Here is an 18,446-nt window from a genome sequence, read left to right as displayed (position 1 = left end):
CTTGAGGACACATGGCTCAGTTCGATCCGCGCCGTCAGCCGACCCGGTTCGCCCCCCACCTGCTGACAGCCGCTGCGGCCCTGTCGGTGGCTGTGCTGGCCGGACGGGTTTATCAACCCGCTGTCGCCGCCGAAGTTCCCGAACTGACCGCCGAACAACAAGCCTCACTGGAAGCCCGCGCCTTCGCGACCGCCGGAGCTCCCGCCGGACTGGAGACGCCCGAGGCCGTCGCCGTCCAGATCCGTCGCGGCGAAACCCTGGAACAGGCCATCCTGCGCACCGGCGTCTCGGCCCAGGACGCCCAGGCCGTGGTCGCCACCCTGGCCGACGCCAATCTCGGCGACCTGCGCGCGGGTCTTAAGTTCGAAACCGCCATCGCCCGTCCGCGTGGCGGCCTCGGCGACGCCAAGCTGATCGGTCTGACCATGCGCACCGGCCCGGCCAGCCAGGTCACCGTGTCGCGCAGCTTCGACGGCGCCCTCAAGCTCCGCGCCCTCGACGAGAAGGTCACCCACGAGACGGTCGTGGCGCGCGGCAAGGTCGGCGCGTCGCTCGCGGGTTCCGCCGGAGAGTTCGGCGCCACCGCCGCCATCATCCGCCGCGCGGCCCAGGCCCTGTCCGGCAAGCTGGACATCCGTCGCGACGTGCGCGGATCGGACGACTACACCCTGGTCTTCGACCGCTCGGTCACCGAGAACGGCCGCACCGTCGGCACCGGCGACCTGCAGTATGTCGAGATCCGGGGCCAGAGCTTCTATCGCTTCAAGCCCGCCGGGGCGCGCGACTACGCCTTCTTCGACGCCTCGGGCAAGAACATGCGCACCACCGCCATGCGGGCGCCCTTGGCCAGCTTCCGCCGCGTCTCCTCCGGCTTCGGCGTGCGGGTCCACCCCCTGTCCGGCTTCCGCAAGATGCACCAGGGGATGGACTATGCCGCGACCACCGGCACCCCGATCATCGCCCCAGCCGACGGCGTCGTCGTCGAGGCCCGGCGCTGGGGCGGCTACGGCAACTGGCTGCGCATCCGCCATTCCAACGGTCTGGAGACCGGCTACGGCCACCTGTCGCGCTATGGCTCGGGCATCCGGGCCGGCCAGCGCGTCAGCCAGGGTCAGGTCGTCGCCTACGTCGGTTCGACCGGCGCCTCGACCGGCCCGCACCTGCACTATGAGATCTGGCGCAACGGCCAGCGGATCAATCCGGCGGGCATCCGCACCTCCGAGGGCACCATTCTGGCGGGCGCCGACCTGGTCGCCTTCCGCGCCGAGAAGTCGCGCATCGACCGCATCATCGCCGCCGGCGGCGAGCGCCGTCAGGTGGCGGCGCCGGTGACCGCGACCAAGACCGCGTCGGCCGAAGGGCTGCGTCCCGCCCAGGGCTGACGATCGGCGGGGTTCTCAGCCCCGCGCCCGCATCGCCTCCACCGCATTGATCAGTCGCGTCAGGTCCGCCTCGCCGGACAGGCGATGGTCGCCACCCTCCACGAGGTCCAGCAGGACGTCGGCGCCGTGCAACCGCTCGATCAGCTCCATCTGATGCCGCCAGGGCACCACATCATCGGCCCGGCCCTGCAGGATGTGCACCGGCGTCGTGATCGGGATGGCGCCGTCCAGCAGCAACCAGTCGCGCGCCTCCTCGAACATCCGGCGGGTCAGGACATACTCACCCAGGCCTTCCTCGACCACGACCGTCTCGCCCTCGCGCAGGATCGCCTGCCGCTCATGATCGGCCAGACCCGGCCACATCAGACGTTCGGTGAAATCCTGGGCCGGGTTGACCAGCACCGTGCCCACGATCCGGTCGGGCCGCGCCAGGGCCAGTAACAGGGCGACCCAGCCGCCCATCGACGAGCCCACAGGAATGACCGGGCCCTCCAGAGAATCGATCAATCCGATGGCGTCCTCGCGCCACCGCCCGATGGTGGCCTGGCGCCAGTCGCCCGAGGACCGGCCGTGGGCGAAATGATCATAGCGGACGAAGGCCCAGCCCCGCTCACGCGCGGCGGCGTCGAGGGCCAGGGCCTTGGTCCCCTCCATGTCGGAGCGAAAGCCGCCGATCCAGACCACGGTCGGGCCGGCGCCCTCGACCCGTTTCAGGGCCAGGGTCTCGCCGTCGGGGCGGCGCACGTGTTCGATGTCGGTCATGGCCTCTTTTCGCACGTCCCTTCCCGATCCGTCATCCTCGGGCTTGACCCGACTTCGTCATCCTCGGGCTTGACCCGAGGATCGGACGTGCCGCACATCGGGCGACGAAGTCGGCCCGCCGACAGCCATCCCTGTCCCGCATCTTTCGCGCGGCGCCCTCGATCCTCGGGTCAAGCCCGAGGATGACGGAATGAGGTCCTCCGTTGTCCGCACCGAAAGTCCTGTTCGTCAGCTCCAACCGCATCGGCGACTGCGTCATCTCCTCGGGCGTGATCCGCGAGATCGGCCGCCAGTTGCCGGGCGCCGCGATCACCGTGGCCTGCGGCCGTCCGCCCGCCCCCTTCTTCCGTTCCGCCCCGGGCGTCGAGCGGGTCATCATTCTCGACAAGAAGAAGATGGCCGGCCACTGGTTCGACCTGTGGAAACAGGCGCGCTCGATCCGCTGGGACCTGGTCGTCGACATTCGCGGTTCGGCCCTGAGCTATCTGATCCCGGCGAAGCGGCGCGTGGTCTACAACCGCTCGTGGGAGACGGGCCTGCGCAAGGTCGAGATGGTTTCGCGCCTGATGGGGTCGGACACGCCGCTAGACCCTGAGATCTGGCTCGACGACCGGGCCCGGGCCGAGGCGGCAGCCGTCATCGACCCGCAACTCGCCGCCGGTCCCGGGCCGGGCCGGATCATCGCCTTGGCGCCCATCGCCCACCAACCCGGCAAGAGCTGGCCCGCCGACCGCTGGGGCGAGCTCGTGGCGCGCCTGATGGCCGATCCGCGCTTCGAGGGCTGGCGCTTCATGCCCGTCGGCGGCCCGGGCGACCGGCCGCCCGCGACGCCCGCGCTCGAAACGGCTGGGAATCGCGCCATCGATTTCGTCGGCAAGGGCGACATCCTGGCCTCCGCCGCCGCCATCGACCGCGCCGACCTGTTCGTCGGCAATGATTCCGGACTGATGCATGTGTCGGCGGCCTTGGGCCGGCCGACGCTGGGCCTGTTCGGCCCGACCGAATGGTGGCTCTACGGTCCCTGGGGGCCGAAGACGCGGACCGTCGCCTCCAACGAGACGCGCGGCGAGTTCGCCCCCATCGAGGCTCTGACGGTGGATCACGTCTTCGACGCCGTCCTGGCCCTGCACGACGACTTCATCGCGGGCGAGGGCCGTTAGGGCTCGATCAGCCTCGCCTTGATAAAACGGGCTTTCGGGCGCATATAGCGACCCTTGGGGAACGCGGCGCCAGACCGCGCGCGAACCCCTGCGACACGACAAGACCTCTTCGTCCACACAAGGAAACGACGCCCATTCGCCGTCCGATGAACCAGCCGCCCGTCAAGGACGGGCCGCCCATGAACCAAGACATCCGCGCGCCGCGCGTTCTGCTGATCGATCAGAACGGTGAAAAACAGGGCGTCATGCCGACGTCCGCCGCGCTGGAGGCCGCCGAGGAGGCGGGCCTGGACCTGGTTCAGATCGTGTCCACCTCCGAACCCCCGGTGGCCAAGATCCTCGACTACGGCAAGTTCCGTTTCCAGGAGCAGAAGAAGAAGGCCGAGCAGCGCAAGCGCCAGAAGGTCGTCGAGCTCAAGGAAATCAAGCTGCGTCCCAACATCGACACCCACGACTACGACGTGAAGGCCAAGGCCATGCATCGCTTCTTCGACGAGGGCGACAAGGTCAAGGTGACCCTGCGCTTCCGCGGCCGCGAGATGGCCCACCCGGAGCTGGGCATGAAGCTGCTCAACAAGGTCCAGGCCGATTTCGACGAAATCGCCAAGGTCGAATACGCCCCGCGTATGGAAGGCCGTCAGATGATCATGATCCTGGCGCCCAAATAGGCCCTCCTGAAGGGGTCGCTTCGCAACGCGCGCACGATCCGAACGCCCCGGTCCCGGCCGGGGCGTTTTTCGTTGTGGCTGAGAGCCGGGGCGCCGTTCAACGCCGCTCTTGACCCCGTCCGGTCCATGGGGTCCGTTTGGCCTCAGTAACCGCGGCCGAGGACCGTCCATGTCGTTTCGCCTTTTGCTGGCCGCGCTCACCCTGTCGCTCGGCTCAACGGCGGCGTTCGAGGCCGCAGCCCAGACGCCGTCGGCGCCCGCTCCGCCCCCGATCGAGGCCTACGGCGCCCTGCCGGCCCTGGAGATGACGGCCCTGTCGCCCGGCGGCGACCGGCTGGCCCGCGTCACCGTCACGGGCGAGGAGCGGATGATGATGGTCTCGCGTCTCGACACCGGCGAGATCCTGGCCGCCGCCCGCGTGGGCGAGACCAAGGTGCGCGACCTGGAATGGATCGACGACGAGCGCATCCTGATCACGGTGACGAAAACGGACTCCATCCCCGTCTTCGGCGTTCCGCGGTCGGAGTTCGCGTTCGGCCTCACCTTCGACGTCGCCAAACGGTCCACGCGCCGGGTGTTCGAGGCCACGCCGGGCATCGCCCCCATGCTGATGAGCACGCCGGAGATTCGCGACACGCCCCAGGGCGCCGCCGTCTTCGTGCGCGCCGTCTCCGTCGTGGGAACGCCGCGCGTCAGCCTCTACCGGATCGTTCCCGCCACCGGCTACGGCCATCTGGCCCACGAGATGCCCTATGAGATCGACGGCTATGTGCTGGACGCCGACGGGTCGGTGCTGGCCAAGTCCAACTATGACGACAACGGCAAGCGCTGGTCGCTGGTCCTGCGTCAGGGCTCCGGTTTCCGCACCGCCTGGATGACCGAAAGCGCCCTGGACATTCCCTCGTTGATGGGACTGGGAACCCGGCCGGGCACGGTGCTGGTCAACGCGGCCCGCCCCGATCTGGAGCCCGAAGGAACGCCGCCGGGGCTCTTGGTCTATGAGGTCGATGTCGCCACCGGCGAGTGGACGCGGCCGCCGTTTCAGGCCGAACCGGACCGGCTGATCTTCCATCCGTCCAGCCACCTGCTGATCGGGGCCATCCACAATGGCGACGAAGGGGCGGTCTATGAGTTTCTCGACACCGCCGCCGCCGCGCGCTGGGCGGCGATCCGCCGGGCCTTCCCGGGCAAGTCTCCGGCCCTGGCGTCCTGGAGCGACGATCTGCGCCAGGTCATCGTCCATACCGGAGGCGAGGGCAGCACCGGGGTCTATCAGCTGGTCGATTTCGCGCGTGGCCGCGCCGATATCGTCGGCGAGACCTATCCGGGCGTGGCGCCCGATCAGGTCGGTGCGGTCGAAGCTATCGAATACCCTGCCGCCGACGGCACGATGATCCACGGCTACCTGACCCTGCCGCCCGGGGTCGCCGATCCGAAGGGGCTGCCGCTGGTGGCCCTGCCGCACGGCGGGCCGGCCAGCCACGACAACGGCGGCTTCGACTGGTGGGCCCAGGCCCTGGCCTCGCGGGGCTATGCGGTGTTGCAGCCGAACTTCCGGGGCTCGACCGGCTATGGCGCCGCCTTCACCGAGGCCGGCTATGGCGAATGGGGCCGCAAGATGCAGACGGACGTCTCCGACGGCGTACGCTGGCTGGCCGAACGCGGAACCATCGACCCGAAACGCGTCTGCATCGTCGGCGCCAGCTATGGCGGATACGCCGCCCTCGCGGGGGTCACGGTCGAACAGGGGGTCTATCGGTGCGCCGTCTCCGTCGCCGGGGTGTCGGATCTGCGCCGCATGGTGGTGGGCGTCAGCCGCCGGGGCCGTCGCGACAGCGAGGCCGTCCGCTACTGGAACCGCTTCATGGGCGCCGAACGGCTCGGCGACCGGTCGCTGGACGAGCGCTCCCCCGCCAAGCTGGCCGCGCGCGCCGATGCGCCCATCCTCCTGATCCACGGCCGCGACGACACCGTCGTGCCGATCGAGCAGAGCCGCGTCATGTCCGACGCCTTGAAGGACGCCGGCAAGCACCACCGTCTCGTCGAACTGCTGGGCGAGGACCACTGGCTTTCGCGCGCCGAGACCCGCATCCGCATGCTTCAGGAAACCGTCCGGTTCCTGGAACTGCACAATCCGACGGACTGAGAACCATGCCGATGAAGCCGATCCGACGCCTGACGGGCGCCGTCGCCCTGGCTGTCGCCCTCCTGTCCGGCGCCAGCGCCGTCCTGGCCCAGACCGCCGCCCAAGCCCCCGTCGCCGGCTCGCCGCCGCCGCTTGAGGTCTATGGCGCTCTGCCGGCGACCGAGCTGGTGCAGTTGTCGCCCTCGGGGCGGCGGGTCGCCCTGATCACCGTCATCGGCGAGGAACGCCGCATCGTCCTGGTCGATCTGGCCGAAGGCAGGGCCCTGGGCAGCAGCGATATCGCCAAGGTCAAGGTCCGGGACATGGTCTGGATCGGCGAAGACCACGTCCTGATCGTCACCTCCACGATGGAGTCCCTGCCCGAACTGGGCATCATCCGGCGCGAACTCTCGCTCGGACAGATCTTCGATCCGGCCCGCCAGCGGATCACCGCCCTGCTCGGCGCCGACGGCGACCTGTTTCCCGCCATGATGGGCCCCGCCGAGGTCCTCACCACCGAGGCCGGACCGGGAATTTTCGTGCGCGCCCACTCGTTTCGCAGCGCGAGAGGGCTAAGCCTCTACCGCGTGGACCCGACCAGCGGCCGGGTGCGCCAGGCGGAGTATATGAGCCGGGACGTCGACGACTATATCCTCGATCCGTCCGGGCGGTCGGCGGCGACCAGCGAATATGACGAGGTCACCAAGGTCTGGAGCCTGCATCTGCGCCAGGGCGGCCAGCTCCGCGAGACCTGGCGCACGACCGCGCCGGTCGACACGCCCGGCCTGGTCGGCCTTGGGATGAACGGCGACAGCGTCATCGTCGCCGCCGACCGTCCCGACCTGAGCCGCGAAGGCCGCGAGGACGCGGAATACTTCAACGTCAATCTGGAAACCGGCGTCTGGCGGCCGGTGCGCTTCGAGTTCAAGCCGGACGCCCTTCTGTTCCATCCGGTCACGCGGCGCCTGATCGGGGCGACCCGGCTGGAGGACGCGGGGCGTCGCTACGCCTTCGCAGACCCCCAGGCGGGCGAGCTCTGGGCCAATATCGAGGCCTATTTCCCCAACGGCTCCCCCTCAATCGTCAGCTGGAGCGACGACCTGCGGTCGGCGGTGGTCTACACCAGCGGGCCGGGCGATCCCGGCGCCTATCACCTGCTCGATCTGGCGAACACCGCCCTCACCACCATCGGCCAGGCCTACGGCGCCATACCGGCGGATCAGGTGGCCCCGGTCGCCGTCCAGACCTACAAGGCCGCCGACGGACTGGATATCCACGGCTATCTGACCACGCCGCCGGGGCGGGAGGCCCGCAACCTGCCGCTGGTCGTGCTGCCCCATGGCGGCCCGGCCTCGCGCGACGTCAACGGCTTCGACTGGTGGGCCCAGGCCCTGGCCTCGCGCGGCTATGCGGTCCTTCAAGCCAACTTCAGGGGGTCGACCGGCTATGGCGACGCCTTCATGGAGGCGGGTTACGGCGAATGGGGCGGCAAGATGCAGACCGATCTGTCCGACGGGGTGCGGCATCTGGTCGAGCAGGGGGTCGTCGATCCCAAGCGCGTCTGCATCGTCGGCGCCAGCTATGGCGGTTACGCCGCCCTGGCCGGTCCGACGCTGGATCCGGGCGTCTATCGCTGCGCCGTCTCCGTGGCCGGGGTGTCGGACCTGCGCCGGATGATCGCCTATGCGGCGGGACGGGGCGAACGGCGCGACAACCAGGCCGTCCGCTACTGGAATCGGTTCATGGGCGGAGACGGTCCGGGCGACCGATCCCTGAACGCCCGCTCCCCGGCCCAACTGGCCGACCGGGCCGACGCCCCGATCCTGCTGATCCACGGCAAGGATGACACCGTGGTGCCGATCGATCAGAGCCGGATGATGGCGACCGCCCTGCGCCGCGCCGGAAAGCCTGTAGAGCTGATCGAACTGGACGGCGAGGATCACTGGCTGTCGCGCGGAGACACCCGCACGCGGATGCTGACCGAGACGGTGCGATTTCTTCAGGCCAACAACCCCCCGGACTGACGCGGCTGGGGCGCAAACCGTCTGCAGGCTTGCGTTTCCGCCCCGTTTCCCCTACTAGCCGCGCCTTCGCGTACCGGACCGCCGGGCGAACAGGCATGCCTGGGCGGTTCATGAACAACCAGCCACCACATCCCTCGGGCTCGAGCAGTCCACAGGACGGTAGCCCAAAAAGGAACTGAAATGCCGAAACTGAAGACGAAGTCGGGCGCCAAGAAGCGCTTCAAACTGACGGCGACGGGCAAGGTGAAAGCCGGCGTTGCGGGCAAGCGTCACCGCTTGATCAGCCACAACTCGAAGTACATCCGTCAGAACCGCGGCACCTCGGTCATGGCCGACGCCGACGCCAAGAAGATCAAGTCCTACATGCCCTACGCCTGATCGGCGCAAGGCAAATCGACGACATCTCACCGCACAGTTTGAACAAAGCCCCTCAAGCAGTGAGCGCCCGCGGCGCGAACGATAGGGGCCTTCCGAAGGAAGACTAATCATGGCTCGCGTCAAAAGGGGCGTCACGTCCCACGCCAAGCACAAGAAGGTTCTGGAGCAGGCCAAGGGCTTCTCCGGCCGCCGCAAGAACACCATCCGCACGGCCAAGGCCGCCGTGGACCGCGCCGGGCAATACGCCTATCGCGACCGTCGCACCAAGAAGCGCAACTTCCGCGCCCTGTGGATCCAGCGCATCAACGCCGCCGCCCGTCTGGAAGGCTTCACCTACTCCCAGTTCATCAACGGCCTGAACAAGGCCGGCATCGAACTGGACCGCAAGGTTCTGGCCGCCATCGCCGCTGACGGCGCCGGCTTCAAGGCCGTCGCCGACAAGGTCCGGGACGCGCTGAAAGCCGCCTGATCCGGGCGACTTGAACGATCAAAAGCCCCCCGGCCCGCGCCGGGGGGCTTTTTGCTTTGCGCCTTAACCGCTAGACGACGGCCTCCATGACCGATCTGCCCCAACTCGAACTCGACCTGATCAACGCCATCGGCTCGGCCGCCTCCGTGGCCGAACTGGAGGCCGTCCGCGTCTCGGCCCTCGGCAAGACCGGGGTCGTCTCCGGCCTGCTCAAGGGCATGGGGGCGATGAGCCCCGACGAGCGCCGCGAACAGGGCCCGATGATCAACGGCCTGCGCGACCGGGTCACGGCCGCCATCGCCGCGAGGAAGGCCGAGCTGGAGGCCGCCGAGCTGGACGCGCGGCTGTTGTCCGAAACGCTCGATCTCAGCCTGCCCGCCCGGCCGCGCCGCAAGGGCGGGGTCCATCCGACCATGCAGGTCATGGACGAGATGATCGCCGTCTTCGCCGACATGGGCTTCGCCGTGGCCGAGGGCCCGGACATCGAGGACGACTTCCACAACTTCACGGCGCTGAACTTCCCGCCCAAACATCCGGCGCGGGAGATGCACGACACCTTCTTCCTGAAGCCCGATCCGGAAACGGGCGAGCGCAAGGTTCTGCGCACCCACACCAGTCCGGTGCAGGTGCGGACCATGATGTCGCAGAAGCCCCCGATCCGGATCATCGCGCCGGGTCGGACCTTCCGTAAGGACTCGGACGCCACCCACACCCCGATGTTCCATCAGGTCGAGGGTCTGGTCATCGACCACGACATCCACATGGGCCATCTGAAGACGACGCTTCAGACCTTCATCGCCCGCTTCTTCGAGCTGGACGCGGTGGATGCGCGCTTCCGCCCCCACCACTTCCCCTTCACCGAACCCTCGGCCGAAATGGACATCCGTTGCGACCGCTCGGGCGGCCAGCTGAAGTTCAACACCGGCGACGACTGGCTGGAGATTCTCGGCTGCGGGATGGTCCATCCCAATGTCCTGCGCAACTGCGGCATCGACCCCGACGAATACCAGGGCTTCGCCTTCGGCATGGGGGTGGATCGTCTGGCCATGCTGAAATACGGCGTGCCCGACCTGCGCCCCATGTTCGAGGCCGACAGCCGCTGGCTGGCCCACTACGGCTTCTCGGCCTTCGCGGCCCCCAACCCGGCCTCCGGCCTGAGCTGATCCCATGACCGACACCCCCAGCACCATCGCCTTCCCGTCCCACGGCGCGGGTCCGATCTATCAGAAGGTCGACATCTGGATCCCGACCCTGATCGCCGAGGCCATGCGGCGCGGCGAGAACATGATCGTCGGCAAGACCTTCATCGACTGCCGGCTGGAAGGCCCGGCGGTCATCATTCCCGTCGGCGGTTGCCAGTTCGACGCCTGCGACATGGGCTTCTCGGGCGGCGACCCGCGCAACCTGCTCCTGTCGCCGGTCGGGCCCGACAAGGTGATCGGCGCCGTCGCCTTCAAGGACTGCACCTTCCTGCGCTGCAACTTCTTCGCCGTCGGCTTCACCGGCGCGCCGGAGTTCCTCCAGAACTTCGCCGACACCATCGGGGACCGCCCGGCGTGAAGTTCACCCTCTCCTGGCTGAAGAACCATCTGCAGACCGAGGCCGATGTCGCGGGCGTGGCCGAGGCCATGACCATGGCCGGGCTGGAGGTCGAGGAGATACACGACCCGGCCGCCGCCCTGGCTCCCTTCACCGTCGCCCGCATCGTCGAGGCGGTCCAGCATCCGAACGCCGACCGTCTGCGCGTCTGTCAGGTCGAGACCGTCGACGGGATGAAGGAGATCGTCTGCGGCGCGCCCAATGCGCGGCCCGGGCTGGTGACCATCTACGCCCCCATCGGCGCCTATGTGCCGGGCCTCGGCGTCACCCTGGTCGAGAAACCGGTGCGCGGGGTCGTCTCCAACGGCATGCTCTGTTCGGCCGCCGAGCTCGAACAGCCCGAGGGTCGCTATGGTCCCGACGACGGCATCATGGACTTGCCGGCCGATCTGCAGGTCGGGACCCCGGCGGCGGCCCTGTTCGGCGCCGATCCGGTCATCGATTTCGAGGTCACCCCCAACCGGCCCGACTGGCTGGGTGTGTCCGGCATCGCGCGCGATCTGGCGGCCGCGGGACTGGGCGAATTCCTCGACTATCGCATCGCCCCGGTGCGCGGCGGCTTCCCCTGCCCGATCTCCATCCGGCTGGAGGCGCCGGAACAGTGCCCGGTCTTCGCCGGTCGGCTGATCCGGGGCGTGAAGAACGGTCCCTCGCCCGACTGGCTGCAACGCCAGCTGACCGCCATCGGCCTGCGCTCGATCAACCGGCTGGTCGATGTCACCAACCTGATCGCCTACGACCGCGCCCGGCCCCTGCATGTCTATGACGCAGGCAAGCTGGTGGGTCAGACCATCGTCGCCCGCCCGGGTCAGGTCTCGTCGGAGACCGGCGAGCCCGAGCATCTGATCGCCTTGGACGGCAAGACCTATGCGGCTCACGCTTCCGTCTGCGTCATCGCCGACGCCGACGGCGAACGCCCCATCGGCCTGGGCGGCGTCATGGGCGGCGAGTCCACCGGCTGTTCGGACGAGACGACCGACGTCTTCGTCGAGAGCGCCTGGTTCGACCCGATCGTCACGGCCCAGACCGGCCGCGCCCTGAACATCTCGTCCGACGCCCAGTACCGTTTCGCCCGCACCGTCGATCCGGCCTCGGTCGTGCCGGGGCTGGAGCTGGCCACCCGGTTGATCCTCGACCTGTGCGGCGGCGAGCCGTCCGAGATCGTGGTCGCGGGCCAGGCGCCGGCGAACCCCGCGCCCTTCGCCTTCGACCCGGCCTATGTGAAGCGGCTGTCGGGCATGGACCTGACGCAGGACCGGATCGTCGAGATCCTGACCGCCCTCGGTTTCGACATCGCGGGGCGCGGCGATGACCGCTGGACCGTCACGCCGCCGTCCTGGCGTCGCGACGTCGAGGGCCCGGCCGATCTGGTCGAGGAGGTTGCGCGGATCGAAGGCTTCGACGCCCTGCCCGACACGCCCCTGCCGGATCAGGGCGCGCCGTCGCGCGGGGTGCTGAACCCGCGTCAGGGTCAGGTCCGCATCGCCCGTCGGGCGCTGGCGGCCATGGGCTACGCCGAGGCCGTCACCTGGTCCTTCACCAGCCGCGCCACGGCCGCCCTGTTCGGCGGCGGGGATGAGCGTCTGCATCTGGAGAACCCCATCGCGTCCGAACTGGACTGCATGCGGCCCTCCGCCCTGCCCAACCTGATCCAGGCGGCGGCGCGCAACGCCGCGCGCGGCCACGCCGACGTCGCCCTGTTCGAGATCGGCCCGATCTATCTGGGCGACGGGCCGAAGGATCAGCGCACCGTCATCGCGGGCCTGATCGCCCCCCACGCCCCGCGTCACTGGGCGGGGGCTGGCGAAGACCCCCTGTTCGGCCTCAAGGGCGACCTGATGGCCCTGCTGGGCGAGATCGGCGCCCCCCTGTCCGGCCTGCAGCTCGTTCAGGGCCAGAACCGAGACTGGTGGCATCCCGGCCGCTCGGCCCGGCTGCAGATGGGCCCCAAGGTCGTGGTCGCCGAATTCGGCGCCCTGCACCCGCGCGTGCTCAAGGCGCTCGACGCCGATGCGCCCATGCTGGCCTTCGAGATCGTGCTGGACGCCCTGCCCGAGCCGAAGTCGAAATCCAAGGCGCGCGGAAACGCCGACCTGCCGACCCTGATGCCGCTCAGCCGCGACTTCGCCTTCGTGGTCGAGGACAGCAAGCCTGCGGGTGATCTGGCACGCGCCGCCGCTTCGGCCGACAAGACCCTGATCGCCGACGTTCGCGTCTTCGACGTCTATCGTGGACCGGGCGTGGAGGAGGGCTTCAAATCCGTCGCCCTGGAGGTTGTCCTGCAGCCGCGGGAGACCACCCTGACCGAGGCCGAGATCGAAGCCGTATCGGGCAGGATCGTCGCCGCCATCGAGAAACTGGGCGCGAAGCTGCGGGGCTAGGGCTTTCGCCTCCCGTGCCGCCGTCATCCTCGGGCTCGACCCGAGGACCGGCGTTTCAGCGCACGTGCGACAGCCCGGGGCGCGCCGCTGTTTTCAGGCCGGCCCTCGGGACAAGCCCGAGGGTGACGGCCGGGGGACGGGTCTGCCCGTAATCCCCCGTTAACCTTGCCGCCCCAAGGCTGACTCAATGCCCGGCGAGGCTGGTTTCAGGCCCGCATCGACGGGCGACACGCTCTCTCGAGGCCAGACCATGCACCGTCGCCAACTGATCCGCACCGGCCTCGTCGCCGCCGCAGCCGCCGCGCCTCTGGGCCTGGGCGCCTGCGCCACGCGCGGCGCGGCCAACGACCCCGCCTATCCGGTGCGCAACGACGCCACCGCCCCGGCCTATACGTCCGAAGAGCTGATCGCCGCCGGGTCGCGGGAACTGGGCATCGCCGCCGAGGCCATGGGCGGCGCCATCGAACGCATCTTCGCCGATCAGGGCGACAGCCCCACCGCCTATATCGCGGGCGAGGAGGGCGCCGGCGCCGTCGGCGTCGGCCTGCGCTACGGCCGCGGCGCCCTGCACATGAAGGACGGCCAGCCGCCGCGCGAGGTCTTCTGGCAGGGCATCTCGATCGGCTGGGATGTCGGCGGCAACGCCAGCCGGGTCTTCACCCTCGTCTATGGCCTGTTCACCCCCGACGCCATCTATCGCCGCTATCCGGGGGTCGAGGGTTCGGCCTATCTGATCGCCGGCCTGGGCGTGAACTATCAGCGCGCCGACGGTATCGTCCTGGCCCCCGTCCGCACCGGCGTCGGCCTGCGTCTCGGCGCCAATGTCGGGACGATGGCCTACTCGCGGCAGCGGAATATCATTCCACTCTGACCTTTCCTTCTCCCGGCGGGAGAGGGTGGCCGCATAGCGGACGGATGAGGGGTTGGCGGGTCAGTCGGCGTGGGCCGTGGCGCGGGTGAAGACGCCGCTCCCTTTTAGACGCGAGCCCCTCACCCTTTCGCCTTGCCGATCGCTGCGCTCCCGGAGGCTCAAGCCCTCTCCCGCCGGGAGAGGGTCAGATCAGCGCTGCCAACCCTTCCCGATACGTCGGATACTTCGGCCGCCAGCCCAGCTCCGCCTTGGCGCGGGCGTTCGAGACGCGCTTGGAGTCCAGATAGAAGCGCCGCATGGCGTCGGAGACCGAGGGGTCGGTCCAGTCGACTTCGGGCGGGGCGGGCAGGCCCATGCGCGCCGCCGCCCATTCCATGACCACATCGGCCGGCGCCGGCTCGTCGTCGGCGAGGTTGTAGACGCCGCCGGGCCTCGGCCGGGCCATGGAGGCGAACAGGCCCGCGACCGCGTCCTCGACATGGATGCGGTTGAAGATTTGGCCGGGCTTCCTCACCAGCCGCGCCGTCCCGTCCCTGAGCCGATCCACGACCGAGCGACCGGGGCCGTAGATGGCCGGCAGGCGGAAGATCTGCACCGTCAGCCCCATGCCGCGCCCGGCGTCCAGCCAGTCGGCCTCGGCCTTGACCCGGCGCGCCCCCTCCAGAGAGGCCGCATGCAGGGCGTCGTCCTCGAAGGTCCAGCCGCCTGCCCGGTCGCCATACACGGCCGTGGACGAGACATAGCCGATCCAGTCCGGCCAGGCCTCGCCCAGCACCGACCCCAAGGATGATAGCCGGATCAGTCCCGGACAGCCCGCCGGCTGGGGCGGGGCGGTGACCAGTATGGCCGTCGCCCGTCGCACCGCCGCCGTCAGGGCCTCGGCGTCACCGGGATCGACGGCCTCGATGCCGTCAGCGGTCAGGGCCGCGCGTCGGTCGGGATCGCGCGAGGTCGCCAGAGCGCCCTCGCCGCGCCGGATCGCCTCAAGCGCCGCCGCCCGTCCCAGATAGCCGCCGCCGAAGACCAGCAGCATCAGCCGTGCACCACCCGCACCGGGGCCGGGGTCTTCTTCGCCTCCGCGATCGCCTCGGCCCTGTCGGCGTTCCAGGCGGAGACGCAGGGCACCCGGCTCAGGTCGGCGCGGTCGGCGTACTGGCGGGCGATCGCCGCCACGTCGTCCATCAGCCCTTCTGCCAGGGTGATGGGGTTGAGACCCAGATCACGGAACTGGTCGTTCGACACCACCAGTTCGTTCTCGTCGGCTTCCTGACGCGGATTGGCGACGTTGCGGACCTCCGCCCCGGTCAGGTCCGCCACCAGGGCCGCCAGATCGCGCACCCGGCGGCTTTCGGTCATCTGGTTCAGGATCTTGACCCGGTCGCCCCGCGCAGGCGGATTCTGCAGGGCCAGTTCGACGCAGCGCACCGTATCCTGGATATGGATGAAGGCCCGGGTCTGGCCGCCGCCGCCGTGCACCGTCAGGGGATAGCCGACCGCCGCCTGCATCAGGAAGCGGTTCAGCACGGTGCCGTAGTCGCCGTCATAGTCGAACCGGTTGATCAGCCGCTCGTCCATCCGCGTCTGTTCGGTCTGGGCGCCCCAGACGATGCCCTGGTGCAGGTCGGTGATCCTGAGGCGGTCGTTCTTCGCGTAGAACTGGAACAGCAGGGCGTCCTGGGTCTTGGTCATGTGGTAGATCGAGCCCGGGTTCGGCGGGAACAGGATCTCCTGCTCGGTCGGGCCGAAGTCGGTGTCCACCGTCACCTTAAGATAGCCCTCGGGGATCTTCAGTCCGGCGGTCGTATAGCCATAGACCCCCATGGTGCCCAGGTGGGCCAGATGAACGTCCCGCCCGCTCTCGACGATGGCGGCCAGGACGTGGTGGGTGGCGTTGAGGTTGTTGTCGACGGTGTAGAGCTTGTGCCGCGCCGACTTCATCGAATAGGGGGCCGCGCGCTGCTCGGCGAAATGGACGATGCTGTCGGGGACCTCGTCGCGGATCAGCTGGACCAGCCGCTCGAAATCCCGACCAAGGGTCAGGTTGACGAAGCCGATGCTGCGGCCCGTCAGTTCGCGCCAGGCAGCGATACGCTCGCCCATCGGCCGGATCGGGGTCAGGGACTGGACCTCCAGCTCGTTGTCGATGTTGCGCCGGCTCAGGTTGTCGACGATCACGACTTCCCACCCGCGCGCCGACAGATGCAGGGCCGTGGGCCAGCCGCAAAATCCGTCGCCGCCCAGAACCAGAACCTTCATCGCGTCGCCTTGTTCGCGTTTCGTCACCCGCCCTGCCTAGACTATGCGCGGGGCGGGGCAAAGCGTCGGCGGGTGACGCGACGACCCGTCGCCCCTATATCGGCCCCATGACCGAGGAACCGGACACGACCGCGAGCGCCCCCGCCTTCAACGCCGACGTGCCCCACGCCACGCCGGAGCGGCCGCTGAGCCCCGCCGCCCGCCGGGCTCTGGAAGAGGCCGCCGCTCGACGCGCCGTCGAGGCTGCGGTCGAGGCTCCGACCGAACACGGCGGTCCATCCGGCCCCGAACCCACCCGCTACGGCGACTGGGAGAAGAAGGGCCTGGCCGTCGATTTCTGATGGAGGGTTAGGCGACCGCCGTTCCCTCGCCCGATTTCGGCGCTACTGGCCTTTTCGCCGCTTCCCCTGTATGAGGCGCGCGCTCCCCGAAACACGCCCTTTTTCGAGCGGCCCCGCATCCGTACGGCCGCCTGTCCGCATTGAACGACACAAGAACCGACCATGAACCTTCGCAACGTCGCCATCATCGCCCACGTCGACCACGGCAAGACCACCCTGGTGGACCAGCTTCTGGCCCAGTCCGGCGTCTTCCGCGCCAATGAGGCCACGACCGAGCGGGCCATGGACTCCAACGACCAGGAAAAAGAGCGCGGCATCACCATCCTGGCCAAATGCACCTCGGTGCTGTGGAACGGCGAGGCGGGCGAGACCCGGATCAACATCATCGACACCCCCGGCCACGCCGACTTCGGCGGCGAGGTCGAGCGGATCCTGGGCATGGTGGACGGCTGCGTCATCCTGGTCGATGCCGAAGAGGGCGTCATGCCCCAGACCAAGTTCGTCCTGACCAAGGCCCTGAAGATGGGCCTGCGCCCCATCCTGTGCATCAATAAGGTCGACCGCGCCCACGCCGATCCCGACCGCGTCCACAACGAGGCCTTCGACCTGTTCGCCGCCATCGGCGCGACCGACGAACAGCTGGACTTCCCCCACATCTACGCCTCGGGCCGCGCGGGCTGGGCCACACTGGACCTGAACGAGCCGTCCGACACCCTGGCCCCCCTGTTCGACCTGATCGTGCGTCACGTGCCGCCGCCCAAGGTCGCCGAGAACAAGGACAAGCCGTTCCGCATGCTGAACGTGCTGATCGAGAGCGACCCTTTCCTGGGCCGGATCCTGACGGGCCGGATCGAGAGCGGCAAGGCCGTCCCCGGCATGGCCATTCACGCCCTGGACCGCGTCGGCAAGGAGATCGAGCGCGGCCGCTGCTCCTAGGTCCTGGCCTTCCGCGGCCGGAAGCGCCAGCCGCTGGACGAGGGTTCGGAAGCGGGGGACATCGTCGCCATCGCCGGCATGTCCAAGGCGACCGTGGCTGACACCCTGTGCGCCATGGAGGTCACCGAGCCCCTCGACGCCCAGCCCATCGACCCGCCGACCATCTCCATGACCGTCTCGGTCAACGACAGCCCGCTGGCCGGTCGCGAAGGCGACAAGGTCCAGTCGCGCGTCATCCGCGACCGCCTGCTGAAGGAGGCCGAGGCCAATGTCGCCATCCGCGTCACCACCACCGAAGGCGGCGACGCCTATGAGGTGGCCGGTCGCGGCGAACTGCAGCTCGGCGTCCTGATCGAGAACATGCGTCGCGAGGGCTTCGAGGTCTCCATCAGCCGCCCCCGCGTGGTCTTCCAGACCGGCGAGAACGGCGAGCGTCTGGAGCCGATCGAGGACGTCATGGTCGACGTGGACGACGAGTTCTCGGGCATCGTCATCGAGAAGCTGTCGGCTCGCAAGGCCGAGATGACCGACATGGGGCCCTCGGGCGCCGGCAAGACCCGCATCCAGCTGAAATGCCCGTCGCGCTCGCTGATCGGCTATCAGGGCGAGTTCCTGACCGACACGCGCGGCTCCGGCGTGCTGAACCGCGTGTTCAGCCACTATGAGGCGCACAAGGGGGAGATCGCCGGCCGTCTGAAGGGCGTGCTGATCTCCAACTCGGACGGTGAAACCGCGGCCTACGCCCTGTGGAACCTCGAGGAGCGCGGCGTCATGTTCGTCGGCGCCGGCGAGAAGACCTATCAGGGGATGATCATCGGCGAGAACAGCCGCTGGGACGACCTGGACGTCAATCCGATCAAGGGCAAGCAACTGACCAACGTCCGGGCCTCGGGCAAGGACGAGTCGGTTCGCCTGACCCCGCCCCGCGTCATGTCGCTGGAACAGGCCATCGCCTATATCGACGACGACGAACTGGTCGAGGTCACGCCCAAGTCGATCCGCCTGCGCAAGCAGGTGCTGAACCCGTCGTTCCGCAAGAAGCGCCAGCGCCCCGAATAGGGTCCGGCGCACCTCGCGACCGAAAGACAGGCCGT

The 18,446-nt window shown here is 69.0% G+C and carries 15 protein-coding genes and 1 pseudogene; 13 read left to right on the top strand and 3 right to left on the bottom strand.

The annotated features are described in order from the left end of the window. Positions 1-11 precede the first annotated feature (11 nt). Positions 12-1,382, top strand: a complete 1,371-nt coding sequence (locus ACT6QK_RS01955; protein WP_444596142.1) for a peptidoglycan DD-metalloendopeptidase family protein — start codon at positions 12-14, stop codon at positions 1,380-1,382. A 15-nt stretch (positions 1,383-1,397) separates the two neighbouring features. Here the strand turns inward: ACT6QK_RS01955 and ACT6QK_RS01950 are convergent, their stop codons facing one another. Then, positions 1,398-2,144 carry an alpha/beta fold hydrolase gene (locus ACT6QK_RS01950; protein ID WP_444596141.1) on the bottom strand — a complete coding sequence of 249 codons (747 nt, stop codon included), beginning with the start codon at positions 2,142-2,144 and terminating at the stop codon, positions 1,398-1,400. A 203-nt stretch (positions 2,145-2,347) separates the two neighbouring features. Between ACT6QK_RS01950 and ACT6QK_RS01945 the strand changes: the two genes are divergently transcribed. The 10 genes from ACT6QK_RS01945 to ACT6QK_RS01900 all read left to right on the top strand — a co-directional run bounded on the left by ACT6QK_RS01945 (position 2,348) and on the right by ACT6QK_RS01900 (position 13,819). Next, entirely contained in the window at positions 2,348-3,304 is a 957-nt protein-coding gene (locus tag ACT6QK_RS01945; RefSeq protein ID WP_444596140.1) for a glycosyltransferase family 9 protein, read from the top strand. Positions 3,305-3,450: 146 nt separating this feature from the next. Then, positions 3,451-3,972: a translation initiation factor IF-3 gene (infC, locus tag ACT6QK_RS01940; protein ID WP_444596139.1), complete on the top strand. Its 522-nt coding sequence runs from the start codon at positions 3,451-3,453 to the stop codon at positions 3,970-3,972. A gap of 169 nt (positions 3,973-4,141) precedes the next feature. Next, on the top strand, positions 4,142-6,118 hold the full coding sequence (locus ACT6QK_RS01935) for an alpha/beta hydrolase family protein (RefSeq protein WP_444596138.1): 1,977 nt from the start codon (positions 4,142-4,144) through the stop codon (positions 6,116-6,118). Positions 6,119-6,129: 11 nt separating this feature from the next. Next, complete coding sequence (locus ACT6QK_RS01930) at positions 6,130-8,121, top strand: alpha/beta hydrolase family protein (protein WP_444596137.1); 1,992 nt, start codon at positions 6,130-6,132, stop codon at positions 8,119-8,121. Positions 8,122-8,301: 180 nt separating this feature from the next. Continuing rightward, positions 8,302-8,499, top strand: coding sequence for a 50S ribosomal protein L35 (rpmI, locus tag ACT6QK_RS01925; RefSeq protein WP_029416075.1), 198 nt, complete (start codon positions 8,302-8,304; stop codon positions 8,497-8,499). A gap of 109 nt (positions 8,500-8,608) precedes the next feature. Further along, positions 8,609-8,968, top strand: coding sequence for a 50S ribosomal protein L20 (gene rplT / locus ACT6QK_RS01920; protein WP_444596136.1), 360 nt, complete (start codon positions 8,609-8,611; stop codon positions 8,966-8,968). 86 nt (positions 8,969-9,054) lie between these two features. Further along, positions 9,055-10,131, top strand: a complete 1,077-nt coding sequence (gene pheS, locus ACT6QK_RS01915; protein ID WP_444596135.1) for a phenylalanine--tRNA ligase subunit alpha — start codon at positions 9,055-9,057, stop codon at positions 10,129-10,131. Between the two features lie 4 nt (positions 10,132-10,135). Further along, positions 10,136-10,528: a hypothetical protein gene (locus ACT6QK_RS01910; protein ID WP_444596134.1), complete on the top strand. Its 393-nt coding sequence runs from the start codon at positions 10,136-10,138 to the stop codon at positions 10,526-10,528. After that, positions 10,525-12,948 (top strand): phenylalanine--tRNA ligase subunit beta, encoded by a 2,424-nt coding sequence (pheT, locus tag ACT6QK_RS01905; RefSeq protein WP_444596133.1) that lies wholly within the window; start codon positions 10,525-10,527, stop codon positions 12,946-12,948. The genes ACT6QK_RS01910 and pheT overlap by 4 nt, the downstream gene beginning before the upstream one ends. A 250-nt stretch (positions 12,949-13,198) precedes the next feature. Further along, positions 13,199-13,819 (top strand): DUF1134 domain-containing protein, encoded by a 621-nt coding sequence (locus ACT6QK_RS01900; RefSeq protein WP_444596132.1) that lies wholly within the window; start codon positions 13,199-13,201, stop codon positions 13,817-13,819. 184 nt (positions 13,820-14,003) lie between these two features. Here ACT6QK_RS01900 and ACT6QK_RS01895 read toward each other — a convergent pair whose 3' ends face one another. Further along, complete coding sequence (locus ACT6QK_RS01895) at positions 14,004-14,855, bottom strand: SDR family NAD(P)-dependent oxidoreductase (RefSeq protein WP_444596182.1); 852 nt, start codon at positions 14,853-14,855, stop codon at positions 14,004-14,006. Then, on the bottom strand, positions 14,852-16,102 hold the full coding sequence (locus ACT6QK_RS01890) for an NAD-dependent epimerase/dehydratase family protein (RefSeq protein ID WP_444596131.1): 1,251 nt from the start codon (positions 16,100-16,102) through the stop codon (positions 14,852-14,854). Before ACT6QK_RS01890 ends, ACT6QK_RS01895 begins: the two co-directional genes overlap by 4 nt. Before the next feature lie 80 nt (positions 16,103-16,182). Between ACT6QK_RS01890 and ACT6QK_RS01885 the strand changes: the two genes are divergently transcribed. Further along, entirely contained in the window at positions 16,183-16,416 is a 234-nt protein-coding gene (locus ACT6QK_RS01885) for a DUF1674 domain-containing protein (protein WP_444596130.1), read from the top strand. Positions 16,417-16,578: 162 nt separating this feature from the next. After that, a pseudogene (gene typA / locus ACT6QK_RS01880) lies at positions 16,579-18,411 on the top strand (translational GTPase TypA). Positions 18,412-18,446 lie beyond the last annotated feature (35 nt).

Origin of the sequence: Brevundimonas sp., assembly GCF_052436175.1 — a bacterium.
Lineage (GTDB): Bacteria > Pseudomonadota > Alphaproteobacteria > Caulobacterales > Caulobacteraceae > Brevundimonas.
The sequence above is the reverse complement of the archived record's forward strand: the minus strand, read 5'-3'. Positions and strand labels throughout refer to the sequence as shown.

What these genes read in the sequence shown, in the direction of transcription:
- ACT6QK_RS01910 (WP_444596134.1), top strand. Translation starts at nt 10,136, where the DNA reads ATGACCGACACCCCCAGCACCATCGCCTTCCCGTCCCACGGCGCGGGT.
- ACT6QK_RS01900 (WP_444596132.1), top strand. Translation starts at nt 13,199, where the DNA reads ATGCACCGTCGCCAACTGATCCGCACCGGCCTCGTCGCCGCCGCAGCC.
- infC (WP_444596139.1), top strand. Translation starts at nt 3,451, where the DNA reads ATGAACCAGCCGCCCGTCAAGGACGGGCCGCCCATGAACCAAGACATC.
- ACT6QK_RS01885 (WP_444596130.1), top strand. Translation starts at nt 16,183, where the DNA reads ATGACCGAGGAACCGGACACGACCGCGAGCGCCCCCGCCTTCAACGCC.
- rplT (WP_444596136.1), top strand. Translation starts at nt 8,609, where the DNA reads ATGGCTCGCGTCAAAAGGGGCGTCACGTCCCACGCCAAGCACAAGAAG.
- rpmI (WP_029416075.1), top strand. Translation starts at nt 8,302, where the DNA reads ATGCCGAAACTGAAGACGAAGTCGGGCGCCAAGAAGCGCTTCAAACTG.
- ACT6QK_RS01930 (WP_444596137.1), top strand. Translation starts at nt 6,130, where the DNA reads ATGAAGCCGATCCGACGCCTGACGGGCGCCGTCGCCCTGGCTGTCGCC.
- ACT6QK_RS01955 (WP_444596142.1), top strand. Translation starts at nt 12, where the DNA reads ATGGCTCAGTTCGATCCGCGCCGTCAGCCGACCCGGTTCGCCCCCCAC.
- pheS (WP_444596135.1), top strand. Translation starts at nt 9,055, where the DNA reads ATGACCGATCTGCCCCAACTCGAACTCGACCTGATCAACGCCATCGGC.
- ACT6QK_RS01935 (WP_444596138.1), top strand. Translation starts at nt 4,142, where the DNA reads ATGTCGTTTCGCCTTTTGCTGGCCGCGCTCACCCTGTCGCTCGGCTCA.
- ACT6QK_RS01950 (WP_444596141.1), bottom strand. Translation starts at nt 2,144, where the DNA reads ATGACCGACATCGAACACGTGCGCCGCCCCGACGGCGAGACCCTGGCC.